Genomic DNA, 14,521 nt, shown 5'->3' with positions numbered 1-14,521 from the left:
TCTCCACGTCATAATTTTTTTAAGTATTTTCTAAACTCAAAAAAAATTAAGTGTTTTTTGTGATATCATTCAACACTAATTGTGCCACTTTGGCGAGTGCTTCTTCGGGTTTCGATATTGCATTTTCCTTACCAACTCTTTCGCTCAAGCTATAATAACTTGTAGCACCAAGATTCTTTTTTTCAGGTTCAGTTAGCTTTATGGATCCTCCTAAAATATAGCACGGGACTTTTAGTTTTTGTGCTTCTTTACAAACGCCATAGGGTACTTTTCCATTTAAGGTACTAGCATCTATTTGTCCTTCAGCTGTTATAACAACATTTTGATTTTTGATTTTTTCACTAAACTTTGTTAATCTCATAATTTCAGCTGTTCCTGGATTTAACTGTGCTCCTAAAAAAGCATAGGTACCTAGACCCATTCCACCAGCTGCTCCACCAGCTTTCATCTGTTCTAAATTTTGAAAATCGTCTTTAGTAGGTCTTATATCTTCAAATGAATCGTTGTTAGTTATTAATAGTTCTACAATGTTGGTTAAGCTATTCTCCAAAATTCTCACTTCCTGAATATTGGCTCCTTTTTGTGGCGCAAATACTGGTGCAGCACCTTGTGGTCCTAGTATAGGATTATTAACATCGTACAAAGTAATAAATTTGGTTTGCTTTAGTTTTTCCAAATTCAGTGGTGACTCAATTTTAGCAACCTTATAAAGTTGCCCTCCAAAAGGCCGTATCTGCTTACCTTCTTTGTCAAGAAATTTATATCCCAGTGCTGTTGCCATACCAACGCCAGCGTCACAAGTTGCACTACCACCAAGAAATAGATACACCTTTTTTATGCCATGTGAAATGGCGTGATTTATAAGCTCACCAAAACCATAGCTAGTGGTATACATACAGTTTCGTTTTTCTGGTGGCACTTGAACCAGACCAGCCGCTGCGGCCATTTCTATATAGGCATTTTTCTTTTTATCAACTGCATAATATGATGATATGGGTTTCATTAACGACCCTTTAACCACTAGGCTAATCTTTTCCAATTCTAAAATATCCCAAAGCACATCCAAGGAACCATCGCCACCATCTGCAAGTGGTAGGCTAGTGCAGTTAAACCTTATGGCATCACCATTCGAATCAACATAATTGTTTTCTGATGCAACATATTCAATAATATCGCAAATCTGCTTTGCGGAAAGCGTACCTTTCATTTTGTCTGGTGCAATGAGTATGTTTATGGACTTGGTCAAATTAAGACTAAACTTAAAATTAAAATTGTTGCTAAAACCGTTAATCCCTGTGCGCCTGTTATAAAAGTATAGCTTCTAAGGGCATCTTTGGTTTTTATACCAGAAAATTGACTCACCACCCAAAAATAACTGTCGTTAAGATGGCTTACCGTCATTGCGCCACCACCAATGGCAAGTACAGCTAATGCCAACTCTATTGGTGTTTCCCAACCTAGAACGGGTAATAATGGCGCAAGAATACTAGAGGTTATAATCATAGCACTCGTACTACTACCCTGTGCAGATTTAAGAACTGCCGCTAGGCCAAAAACAAAAATCAGCAACATAAGACTACTTGAGGTACCCGAACTTAACCATGAAGCGACTTCAGTTGATAAAGCTGTTGATTTTAAAACACCACCAAATGCACCACCAGCTCCAGTGATAATCAAAATTGGACCTGCTGTTTTTAAAGCTAGAGAAAACCATTCGGTATTCATTTTTACACGAGTAGCTTTATTTTGTATGTCTTTAGATTCTTGCTTAATATCTAAAGTTTTTGGTCTAAGCAATAGCATTGCTAAAATTGCACCAACCAAAAGCGCTATTGTTGGGTTACAAATAAACGACAACCATTCTGGCACAGCTCCTAATAATTGGAAGATACTTCCTATGGCTATCAACAGAATTGGCAAAACCAATGGCAATAACGCTTTATATAGTTTTGGAATATTTGACATGTACCCTTGCTCTGGTAAAATCATATCCTCTGTCTCTAGTTTATAGCCAAATTTTCGTGATAAAACTATGGACACCAATAATACTGGAATAGACACCAATAGACCTAATACGATAACAACCCCCAAGGCATCCATCGCATTGAGATTACCTGCTGCTGCTACCGGACCTGGTGTGGGTGGTATAAGTGTATGAGTGGTGTACAACCCACTGGCGAGACCAAGACTTAATACGGATTTTTTATTTTGAGTTGCCTTTGCTAAATCTTGCGTGATACCACTTAACAAAATAAAACCACTATCACAAAATACTGGAATACTTATGGTTGCTCCAAGTAGTGTGACAGCTGGTAAGGTCTTTTTTTGACTGACCAATTCTGCTATTCGACAGGCTATTGCATTTGCCCCTCCAGATTTTTCAAGATAGGTTCCAATAATGCATCCAAAAACAACTATTAGTCCTATTGATGCTAATAAATTCCCAAAACCAGAAGTAATGCTTTGCAATAATGTTTCCAGAGGCATTACTGTGAGAACACCTAAAACCAGGCATCCAAAAATTAAAGAGATAAAAGGGTTAAGTTTAAAGCGAGAACTGGCTATGACTACCACTATGATTGATAATACTATAGCTACTATAAGTCCTACACCACTATTCATTTAGTCTTTGATATTTACTGGGTATTGTTTTTCCATCTCGTCATAAAACGATTTAAGCACCCAGTAAGCTTCCTTTTTAAATCCACCGTTGCTGATTAAACCTTTTCGATTCCAACCGTCTTGAATTAAAGGTAAATTTCGACGAGGCGACCTAAAATCTATTAATATCCAAGGTGTACTTCCACGTAAAGTTGGTATGCGTTTCAGCATGGCAATTTGCCTTTCATAAAGGTATTTTTGGTAATCTTCTGTCCAGCGTTCTAACTTATCTCCACGATGGTTATACAAAGCACCACCTCCAAATTCACTTATAAAAAACGGTTTATCATCAGGTAATTCCCAAGACACTTCGTCGCAACGGTCTGGTAGGCCAGAATACCAACCAATGTATTCGTTACAGGCAATAATATCTACATCTTCTGCAAACGGATCTGGAATGGTAACCACATCCGCTTTGCTTTTTTCATCACGCTCTAAAGCAGCACTTATAAAACGTGTGTCGTCAATATTCAAAGCAATAGATTTTAGCTTTCTCAGAAAGTTAAGACGTGACGGTACTTCTGGTGTTTCATTGGCAAGCGACCAGATGATGACACTTGCGCGATTTTTATCGCGCTGTATTAAGGTTTCTAGCTGTGTTTTGGCTTGATTGAACACAACTGGATTTTCATAATCAATGCCCCAATAGACAGGAATTTCTTCCCATAATAAAATACCTAATTCATCTGCTAATCTTGGCATGTATTCGTTATGCGGATAATGTGCTAAACGCACAAAATTACAGTTAAGTTCTTGTGCCCAGCCAAAAAGTGTTCTTGCATCTGCTTTGCTATAAGCTCTACCGCCACGAATGGGGTTTTCTTCGTGTAAGGAAATGCCTCTTAAAAAAATAGATTGACCATTCAAAAGGATATCTGCACCTTTGGTTTCAATAGTTCTAAACCCTATTCTATCTGTGATAGCATCCGTTGAAGTAGTGATTTTTACATCGTATAACTTTGGACGCTCTGGATACCACTTCTTTATTTTTTTTGCAGAAATACTAAGTTCGGCTTTACCTTCAGCATTAGTGACAAGTTGCTTTTCAAGTTTTATCTCAGGTATGGAAAGATTTATGTTTTGTCCAGCCTCACCGGTATTCAATTTAATAAAACCTTTAATATTTTCAGGATTTTTAGGGTCTAGTTGAATTCTATAATCCTGAATATAGGTTTCGGGCAATTCCACAAGTTTTACTTCTCGAGTAAGGCCACCATAATTCCACCAATCGCTTGTGAGCCCTGGCACACGACTGTCTTCCCTTCGGTTATCAACTCGAACCACCAAGGAATTATTTTCGGGTTGAAGCAGTTCGGTAATGTCAAAATTGAAAGGGTCGTAACCACCAAGATGCATGCCCACTTTTTGGCCATTGAGATAGACATCAGTTTGGTAGTTGGCTCCACCGAAATAAAGGATAAGTTTTTTGTTTTCAGGTAAATTATAATCGAAAGTTGTGCGATACCAAGCACTTCCTTCGTAGTAAAACAGTTCTGGTTTTTGAGTGTTCCAATCACCAGGCACTAAAATTTCGGCACTGGTATTAAAATTATACTCAACCCTATCTGTTGGTGACTCTGCCACACGGTCTGTCCAGTAGGGTTTTGCACTGGCTTTTGTGCTTTCAACTTTATCAAAAGGTTGCCAATTCCGATGGTTTCTATAGCCTGTTTCATAAGGGTCAACTACAAATTTCCAATGGCCGTTGAGTGAGGTTGCATCACGGTTGTGAATGTTTTGAATCAGTGGTGTAGATTGCGCATTTAAGTTTAAAACAAAAAGCCAAGGTAATATACTTAATAAGTTTACTTGCGTTAATTCGCTCTTCAGACGAAATTTTAAAATCTTTTTCATATTAACTGTTCTTTGAGATCCAGTAAATTTTTTCTTTTTTCCAGATGCCATCATCGTATTCTATGCCAAGTCCTGGCTTTTCTAATATGGCTAACTCGCCGTTCTTAGGAATTACCGGACTATGCCAGTCCTTTTGAGTTTCTTCGCCACCTACACGGTATTCTTGATGGTGGGATAGTACAGGACAGACTGCAAAAACTTGGTTAGGTGCTGCTGCCATTGGGCCAGATTTTGGCGAATGTGGTGTAAAGCCAAGCCCGTAATAGTCCGCTAAATAAGAAATTTTTAAGGTTCTAACTATACCTCCGAAGTAATAGACATCAGGTTGTAATGTATCCATAGCACCGATTTGTGCCATGAGTTTGAACTGGTCAAAACTAAAATCCTGTTCACCACCTGCTATTTTACAACTAGTGGCCGCATCTTTTACTAATTTATGAGACCATAGGTCTTGCCAGTAGCATGGTTCTTCAAAAAACTCGATACCATAAGATTCTATCATTTTTAGGACTTCAATAGCCTCATCTGCAGTGTATGAACTGTTACCATCTACATATAAGGTAATGTTTTCGCCTACTTTTTTGCGCATGTAAGGTACCCAGTCATTGGTGCGTTTAATGTAAGGTTCCGTATTTTTCATACGGCCACCTATTTTAAATTTAACTGCTTTAGCACCTGTTGCCTCCAATGTTTTTAAAACACGTTCCGTTTCGCCTTCATAGGGTTTTTCGCGTTCCAAACTAGAAATGTATACCTTATATGCATTACGCTTCTTATCACCTAAAAAGGTATATGCAGGGCGATTAGCGATTTTTCCTAACAAATCCCAAAGCGCAATTTCAATGGTGCCAATGGCATTCCAATAGGGCAAGCTTACGAACTTATAGTTGCGTTCCATTTTTAGAATTTCGTCAGGTAGATGAGCAATATTCCTTGCATCTTTCCCTATGAAATTCATCGCAGCCAATTTGGTAAATATGGTTTCTGAGCTTCGGAAACGGCCTTTGTTCATTGCGGATACTCCGGTGTTACCTTCTTTATCTGTAATTCGGCAAAAAAAGCGTTTTTTCACATTAGGTGAATCAATTACTTCTATTTTATCAATGATAATTGGACTAGGAAAAGTATCCATTACGCGTTGATGGATACGCTCTTCCAAGGCAGCGCCTGCAAAGGGTTTTTTTTGTGTCTGAGAGTTTGGGACTTTTGGTTCATTAGCACAGGCCAAGAGTGGTAGGCTTGCTATCCCTGCACCTGCTACCGTGGTTGTTTTTAGAAATTTTCGTCTATTAATCATTATGATTTTTTTTGTCTTTATCTATGGTTGTGATGATATCTGCATTGGTAATTTGTTTCCCATTGATGGATATCTTGTTCAATATCAAGTCTTGGGTATGATTAACAATAAAAGGTGCTGCTGATTCCTTTACACTAAGATTTTCGAGATAAACTCTTTTTATTTTTTGTTCATTTCTACCATTGATTTTTATAGAAATATCGGTGGCTTTGTTAACATCGATATTTTGAAAATAAAAATCGCTATACAACGTGTAGTATTTATTGCCTCGCCAACCTTTATAATTCGTCGTAAATTCCAGACCATATTTTACAGTATCTAAAGCTTTGAAGTTTTTAATAAAAATATCTTTTATAAAACCACCTCTATCTGGATTACTTTTAAATTGAAATGCATGTTTTTTACTTCCGTTTAGTGTATTGTCATGCACGAATAAATTTTGAATACCACCACTCATTTCACTGCCTATACAAAATCCACTACCTACTTCGGTTGAAAAGGTATTATTCCTTATTATAATATTTTCTGAATGCGGATAATCCCAACCATCCTGATCGCGACCTGCTTTGATGCTAATACAATCATCATAGGTATTGATGTTGCAATTTTCAATAAGAACGTACTGACTATTTTCTGGGTCAAAACCATCATCGTTATGTGTTCCTCTATTGATATTTAAACCTCTTGCTGTAACGTTTTCACACAGCACAGGATGAATAGTCCAAAAAGGCGTTTCTTGAATTGTGAAATCTTCAAACAGAATGTTTTGGCAATTGATAAACTGGATGCCCGATGGACGCAAAAAATGACCTTCACCAAAAACACGTTCTTCAATTGGGATTTGATCATTCCCCATTTGTCTGATACGTTTTTTATCTTCTTTTTGTTTAAATTTCCATTCAGACCAAATAGGTTTGCAGTTGCCACTAATCTTACCTTTTCCAGTTATGGCAAGATTTACTTTGTCTATAGCATAGATTAAAGGATTATAATTCATAGCAAAAGTGCCTTCCCAACGGGTTTTTACAATCGGTAAATAATCTGAAGGATTAGGTGAAAATTCTAATATGGCGTTTTCAGCAAGGTTGAGATTGATATTGGACCGAAACACAATAGGTCCGTTAACTTTGTAATTCCCAGCAGGAATATGAACAACACCTCCTCCGGTTTCTGAAAGCTTGATCATGGCTTTATGTAAGCTTTCTTTAAAATATATCGTGTCGTTTACAACTAGGGTATCTGGTTTAAATCTTGGAGGAACTATCTTTTTGACAATCTCTGGATAAGTCATATTCCAAGCCGTATCTATTTTTGCCTTTGCATATTCAATTGAAAAATCGTTTATGGCAGTTCGGTCTTTTTTGCAACCAACTATCAAAATAGAAGTGACTATGATTATGACAAACCTTCTCATACTTATTTTTTGAAAGCACTTTTATGGATACGACTTAAAAAACGCATTCCAAATGCGGTATTGATGTCCCTATAATAGAGCTGCATTTCACCATTTTTCTTACTGCGCTGTCTAATGCCATAGTAAGCTCCAGCCAAATTCTTATCGGAATGATCTTCAGAAAATTGATTGGCAAGCGTAAAATTCATAGCATCTCTAATGGGTTGCTCAAAACGGTCATAACCCAAGTGCCACAATTCTAACCACAGTATTCCGGCAAAACTGGTACAGCTACCACAGGGACTACGTTTATCGTGGTTACCATCCAAATAACTGGCATACCATATCACACCAGTACCGTCCTGAACACCAGCCATAGCATCTGCGCATTTTAGAGCAGATTCTAAATATGTCTGGTTTTCGGTAAGCTTATAGGCTTCTATTAATGCTTCTGCATTCCATGTATTGAATCGACCATGAACTCGACCCTTCAAAGGCTCATTAGGCTCATAATCCATCCAAAAACCACTTGGGCTTTGGTCTGCAACGAGTTTATCACAAATCTCCAAAAAGGCTTTTTTATAACGTTCTTCGCCAATATGATGATAAATATCTAACCATAAATAACCTTCAGCATTTGGTCTGGCAACTTGCTTAATATCAAAAGGTAATCCTTCATGCTGCTTATGTGGGCTTTTGGTTTTCCAGATTTCCCCAGTTTTACCGTCAACTATATTATAAGACAATCGTTCTTTAGGAATGTAGAGGTTATCTAAAATCCAAGCACCTGCACTTGTCGCAACATCAGCATAGGTATTATCTCCTGTGACTTTAGACAAAAGGAATAGTCCAGGCGTGCCATCTGTAATAGTTGTGGTGTTAATGAGCTCTCCCATTTTATCTCCATGAACTGCATTAAGAAAACCTTCGAGCTGGTGCCCTTTTGGAAATTGTAAACCTACCCACCAATTACCAGCGATTATCGAAGCATCTAAAGCACGTTGTTCTCCTGTAATCTCATAAGCTTCCAACAAGCCATAAATTGCTTGTCCTGTGTGCCATGCGGTTTCGTAAGCTTCCCATTTACCTTTTAGCCAGCGGTAGTTCCCTTTGGCTTCACCGTTTTCGGATAGCATGGCGTCTATGGTATGGCTGGTGGCATGCTTTAGAGATTCAGTAATTCTTTGATTGTAAGAAGAATCTAGTTCAAATGTTCGTTGTTGAGCGCAAGAAAATAGCGACAGGCTTAAGATTATAGGAAAGAAAAAATAAATTTTTATCAGATAATAGTATGTTATGCTTTTATTCTTAAACATTATTTTGTCTTTATATGTTGTTAACAGTATCTATTTTCAATCTAAACTTGTTATTCTAATTCTTGCTGTATCACTTTTCGCATTAATTAATTCAAAATTCGAATTAACTATAGTATCCTGTTTTAAGACCACATTTTCAAAAGTCACAGCATCTGCATGAGCAATAAGCATATCTGCTTTAGTTTGCACGTAATCACCAGCAGTTTCCCAACGTTGGATTGTTTTATTACCTTTAGGCTTCACCCAATCGCTATTATCCAAACGTTGCTTATAGTTAAAGCTAACATTTTTGAAGCTAATGGAATCGATATTATGTTCGGGATGGCCACTGATGTAAGTAATGCCACTGGTATTAAACTCGCTATTACGAAAATAAATTTTTGAAATATCGCCGATTTTTCCGTTTTCGGTTCTCGTATGGACATCAATAAAGATTGGATATTCTTGTTTATGTCTGCTTCCTGTTGTGGCATTTATGTTAGAAAAGGTAATGTCTTCATATCTGCCACCATCCATCATAAATAAGGCAACAGCATATCTGGTATTATTAATTCGGATATCGTCAAAACTAATATTACGAGTAAGGTAACCACTACCCGTACCAAGCTTTAAGGCAGAATCATCACTTTCGATATAGCAGTTACTGACATGTATATCTTCAGTAATTTTTGGCCTTGGCTCTCCTTTACTGTTTATCCATTTTTCCGGTTTTCGATGATTCTTAATACAAATGGCATCGTCTCCTGTTCGGATATCACATTCTGAAATCCTAACATTTGAGGAATTTCGGATATCAATACCATCCGTATTTGGTGATTGGGGATGATTTTTAATGGTTAGCCCCTTTACTTCAACGCCATTGCAATAGTTAAAATTTAAGGTATGAGAAGGACTGTTAATTAGTGTTATACCTTCAACTTTTACATTTTTAGCATCTTGAATGTTTATCCATGGTTGTGGGCGTTCCTTAAATTGCCACTTATCATCAAAAAATGAACGGCCATTACCATTTATTGTACCTTTTCCTTTGATAATGAGATTATCTGCATAAGGTGCTAAAATGAACTCCTTATGCTTGTAATCTTCTAGATCACTACTCGCCATCAACACGCTGCCTTCTTCAAGTACAATTGTAATGTCAGGACCCAAAGTGAGTGCACCAGAATAATAGGTTCCTTTAGGAAAAACTAAAGTTCCTTTTTTTGAAATAGTAAAGTTAATAGCATCTTGAATGGTTTTTGTCGATAAGGTTTTTCTATCTGGGATAGCCCCAAAATCTAACACATTGAATACCATACTTTCTTTTTGACAGGTACTTAAATTCAGCCCTAGGATGAGGAATAGTAGTTTGTGAAAAGTCAACTTTGGATATTTCAAAATAATACATTTATGTAATGGGTTAACAATAAGTGGCAACCTCAAAATCAGATTGCCACTTTATCAATTAACTTAACTACAAATTACAATCAATTAACTAAAGCATATGCTTGGTAAGCATTAATTTCTAGGTGTTCCGTCAATATTTACACACCATCCTAAAGTCCAGTCATTTCCAACCTCAACTGCTCCAACATAATTAACATCATCAAAAAAGGGATCTAATGCTCCCGCAGATGTTGAATTTGTTGTGTCTGTTCCGACATAAGAATCAACAATAGTAAAGGGTGTCACCGAGTTATTGAATGTTGGGATATAATCATTGTCTGTAGGGTTAAAGAAATCTGTTGTACTGTGAAAACCTGTGCCATTGTTAGCTTCATTGTTAAAAGAAGCTGAATTTGCAAAAAAGCTTTCACCGTTAACAACACCTTGTTCACTGCCATTGCTAAACCTTATACTCGTGTCAACTCCAGTAACAACGGCATTATATATTTTTGCAGTACCTCCATTTCTAATTCTAAATCCACGACCATTTGGGTTTGTAGAAGGATTGTTAAAGGCAGAACCTGTCACAGTTATATTAGAAAGAAATCCACTCCCTGCTCTTCCTTGAATAGCCTCCGAACCTTCTAACATATTTACAACCCAAAATTGACCACTACCATTCCAGTTTTCACTCCAACGAATCCCAGCTTCACCCGCAAGAGGATCTGTTGAAACCATATATTTTAAATTAATCATGCCATCATTAACTCTAATACCATTGTCCCCAGGACGGTACACCTGAATATATTCCGCGACGGTTTGATCCCCAGCATTTGTAAACTGAATGGAATCATCGTTACTACCAGGGTACATTAATCTTATGTACCTCACTATACCTGAGTTATCATTACCACCAGCACCCTCTATACCTATACCACTCCATTGGCCTCTATCGGTATTTCCTGCGCCTTGCCCAGGCGCATTGGCCAGAGCATTGAAAACAATGGGGTTGGTTGCTGTGCCCTGCCAATCTACCAAGCCTAATTGATTAACTTCTAAACGGGTATCTTCTGTCTCAGCAAATATTTGCGTTCCCTCTATAATAGTCAACGTGGTTTGTTGAAAGACTTCAACCTGTCCCGAAATAATCCATAATGAAGAGCTATCTAAAGTTTCGTCAAAATTAATGATACCCGTTATGCGTTTGAATGCTTGTCCATTAAGTGTAATGTCTTCAATCGTATATTGTGGTACTATTTCTGATATATTCACCGTTATTGTAGTTTGTCCTGTATTGTTTTGGGTATCCCTTGCTGTAAAAACTACTTGACGTGTGGTATCAAACCAAGCTTCAGGGACCTGAAATGAAAAAGAAGAATTCACTATCCCAGAGGTACCATCAAAATTCTGACTCTCCAGCACATTACCACTTTCAGAGATGGTGATATTTGTAATGCCAACAGCACCTTCAACATTTAAATTTGGAATATTAATCAACTGGGCAACACCTAAATTTAATTCTGTTATACCACCAACACTTATAATTGGATCAGGATATGTTGGGTCAGGAAAGTTTTCATCATCATTAAGTTCACATGACACCAAAAAAATCATTGGTATCACCATAACTATCATACTTAAAAATTTTGACGTTTTCATTTCTTAAAAATTAAAGTTTAGACCTAATCGAGCAACGATTCCATATATTTCGTGATTAGTTACCTGGTCCCTGAATTGATTGAATTGAATCACAGGTGTATTTAACAAGTTTTGCGCTTCAGCAAAAACGGTCAATCTATCATTAATCCTATAGGATGCATTGGCATCCAACTGGTAGCGTTCTTCTAGTACAAAATCGTTAGTAGGGTCAATATCAAAACTATCAAAGGATTGCCCATTATAATTCAAAGCTCCTCTTATGCTGAACTTTCCTTTGTCATAGTATAGTGCAGCGTTCCACGTATGGTCAGCTTGCCCTACTAATGGTACATCATCTCTTCTCAGTATAGTACCATCATCTTCTATAAAGGTAAATGAACTGCTACTATTTACATAGGTATAATTGGCATATATGCCAAATCCATTGAGCCACCCTGGTAAAAAGGTAAACTTCTTAGCAAAATTTACTTCAACCCCTATAACATCAGCTACCTCGCCATTAACTGGCTGTATGAGTTCAAAACCTTCTATAATTGGATCATCTAATACAACAGACTGCTGTGTAAAGATAAAATCATCAATTTGTTTATAATAGACGCCTAAACTGATAGTTCCTTCGTCTTTAAAATAGTGTTCAACCAGAACATCAACATTTTTAGAAAACGCAGGAACAAGATCAGGATTACCTCTCTGCACTTCATTATCCGCAAAATTTCGATTTTCAGCTGGCACCAAATCAATTAGGTTAGGTCTAGCAAAAGATTCAAAATAGGAAGCCCTAAGATTTGTTCTATCAGTAAGTTTATATTTTAAGTGGATACTTGGAAGAAAGAAATTGTAATCTGGGCCGCCTTCATCAAGTCGAATTGTGGTTTCGCCTACGACCTGCTCTACAACATTTGCCTCATAGTTGGTAGAGGTTGCCTCGTAACGAGCACCAAATACTGCACTAAACTTACCAAAGCTCAATTTGCCTTGCCCATACCAAGCATAGATATTCTCTTCTACGTCAAAACTATTTGAAACGGTATTGAATGTGCTCTCAGCAGGATCAAAAGTATAAAGGTCAAAATTAGCATTAAAGTGTCTAGCAGACCTGGAAGGTGAAGGAAAAGAACCCATATCATATCTTCCATCGAATATAGATCCCTGATCGTCGCCAACAACTTGATCTAAGGTATAAAATCCTTGGTATTCTGCCCATTGTAAATTTGTTCTTCGCCTTGAATTTTCTTGTAATCTAAACTTACCGCCAGTTTTGAATTCCCCTGTTACCTTGTTGCCTAAACGTAAAGGAACAGTAACATTGAGATAGCCTGTTTGGTTGAAGCCATTAATTAAATTAGGATTGTCGGCCTGATAACCACCAAACTCATATTGGCTGTAATCGTTAACATCAAATCCTTGAGGTATAAACTGCGGAAAATCACGATCAGATCTATCAATTATATAATTAACTCCTATTGCCCTAAAGACCGTCCTGAACGATGTTTCCTCTCTTTCGGACCTCGAAAGCGTATATCCATAGTCCAATTTCCCCCATGCACCCAAAGCATGTCTACCTCCTATGGTTAGATTAACATTTTCTCTCCTTTCATCATCATCAGACATATCTCGTCTTAAACGAGCATTACTATTTATACCGCTACCAACTTCATTAATATTGTCAGCATTGGGAAAGTCCCCCATGGATCTAAATCGAATTCGATAACGCTCGTTCTGGTCTCTTAGAAAATTATAAGAGAATGATGTGAAAACAGTACTTTGTTCATTGAATTTATAATCTAGTGTCATATTGGCACCAATACGTGTTCTAAGATTAAGTAAAGGCCTAAGTGCTAACTCATCTAACACATATTGTCTTTCTTCATTAGGGCCAACTTCTCTAAATCTGTAATTAGTTTCTAATCGTTCCTCCCCATTAACTGTATTATAATAGCTACCACCGATTATTATACCAAACTTATCATCCTCACTTCTTTTATCGTACCTAATTTTACTTCTGAAACTACCACGCTCAAAAATATCAGCATAACCCCCAGCAACTGTTCCTTTAATACGACCCTTAGAACTTCTTGCTGTTGGCGTAATCAAATTGACGGTACCACCTATAGCATCACCATCGTTTTCTGGCAATAGTGCTTTTGTAATCTCCATTGAGGAAAGGAGTTCTGCGGGTATTAGATCTAAGGACTCAGTGCGATTACCACCACTATCTGTTGTAGGTAATTGCGCTCCATCTATAGTTACAGTTGTGTAATTTCTTGGAGTTCCCCGTAATCTAATATTAGCTCCCTCTCCATTATTTCGTTCAATATTTACTCCGGCAACCCTCTGTAGGGCCTCGCCAACATTGATGTCAGGGAACTGATTAACAAGGTCGGCAGAAACTATAGTTTTGATGTTATCGGCATTCCGTTGTTGGTTGTAAGCCTTTTGCTGACCTTCAATTGAAGCTGTAACTATAACTTCCCCTAGTTGATTTAAGGAAGGTTCGAGCATTATAGAACCTAAGCTTAGATTATCATCTTCTTTAACGATTATTTCAATGGTTTTTGTAATATACCCAAGATAAGAAACTTGTAATTGATGATTTCCTACTGGAATAGCCGTAACCGAAAATCTACCGTCAAAATCAGATACCCCACCAATATTTAGAGCCTTTATAAAGACCGATGCACCAGGTAACAGACTACCATTATCGCTGGCCAAAACAATCCCTGAAACAGAACCTTTTCCAGTGGAGTTAACCTGCGGAAAAACTGTTAGCGATACCAGTAGGCTAAAAACGCATAAGATTCTTGAACAAGTACTTAAAAGTTTCATATTAAAAAATTTATGTGCAAACGTTTGCATAATTACAAATAAATTATCAAATCACAAAATTTAGATGAATGATTTTACTTAAAATGTATGGAAAAGACCTATAAAATGCTAATTAAGCAAAGAATTCTTCTTACGAAACACTTAATCATC

Annotated in this window: 9 protein-coding genes; all 9 read right to left on the bottom strand. The window is 37.2% G+C overall.

Annotation, left to right across the window (positions count from 1 at the left end; translation table 11 throughout):
- Window positions 1-46: 46 nt before the first annotated feature.
- On the bottom strand, window positions 47-1,246 hold the full coding sequence (locus Q0992_RS04720) for a glycerate kinase (RefSeq protein WP_299521157.1): 1,200 nt from the start codon (window positions 1,244-1,246) through the stop codon (window positions 47-49).
- Window positions 1,243-2,622 (bottom strand): GntP family permease, encoded by a 1,380-nt coding sequence (locus Q0992_RS04715; RefSeq protein WP_299521155.1) that lies wholly within the window; start codon window positions 2,620-2,622, stop codon window positions 1,243-1,245. Before Q0992_RS04715 ends, Q0992_RS04720 begins: the two co-directional genes overlap by 4 nt.
- Window positions 2,623-4,515 (bottom strand): glycoside hydrolase family 2 protein, encoded by a 1,893-nt coding sequence (locus Q0992_RS04710; protein WP_299521153.1) that lies wholly within the window; start codon window positions 4,513-4,515, stop codon window positions 2,623-2,625. It lies immediately after the preceding gene.
- Window position 4,516: 1 nt separating this feature from the next.
- The gene (locus tag Q0992_RS04705) at window positions 4,517-5,812 is read right to left on the bottom strand and encodes a mandelate racemase/muconate lactonizing enzyme family protein (protein ID WP_299521151.1); all 1,296 of its coding nucleotides are present in this window, start codon (window positions 5,810-5,812) and stop codon (window positions 4,517-4,519) included.
- The gene (locus Q0992_RS04700; RefSeq protein ID WP_299521149.1) at window positions 5,805-7,226 is read right to left on the bottom strand and encodes a glycoside hydrolase family 28 protein; all 1,422 of its coding nucleotides are present in this window, start codon (window positions 7,224-7,226) and stop codon (window positions 5,805-5,807) included. The genes Q0992_RS04705 and Q0992_RS04700 overlap by 8 nt, the downstream gene beginning before the upstream one ends.
- 2 nt (window positions 7,227-7,228) lie before the next feature.
- Window positions 7,229-8,521 (bottom strand): hypothetical protein, encoded by a 1,293-nt coding sequence (locus Q0992_RS04695; protein WP_299521147.1) that lies wholly within the window; start codon window positions 8,519-8,521, stop codon window positions 7,229-7,231.
- 36 nt (window positions 8,522-8,557) lie between these two features.
- Entirely contained in the window at window positions 8,558-9,898 is a 1,341-nt protein-coding gene (locus tag Q0992_RS04690) for a glycosyl hydrolase family 28 protein (RefSeq protein WP_299521145.1), read from the bottom strand.
- Window positions 9,899-10,018: 120 nt separating this feature from the next.
- Entirely contained in the window at window positions 10,019-11,545 is a 1,527-nt protein-coding gene (locus Q0992_RS04685) for a hypothetical protein (RefSeq protein ID WP_299521143.1), read from the bottom strand.
- A gap of 3 nt (window positions 11,546-11,548) precedes the next feature.
- Window positions 11,549-14,371: a TonB-dependent receptor gene (locus Q0992_RS04680; RefSeq protein ID WP_299521141.1), complete on the bottom strand. Its 2,823-nt coding sequence runs from the start codon at window positions 14,369-14,371 to the stop codon at window positions 11,549-11,551.
- Window positions 14,372-14,521 lie beyond the last annotated feature (150 nt).

This window comes from Winogradskyella sp. (assembly GCF_028289625.1).
Classification (GTDB): domain Bacteria; phylum Bacteroidota; class Bacteroidia; order Flavobacteriales; family Flavobacteriaceae; genus Winogradskyella.
Note: the sequence above shows the minus strand (reverse complement) of the source record. Positions and strands in the feature narration are given on the sequence as shown.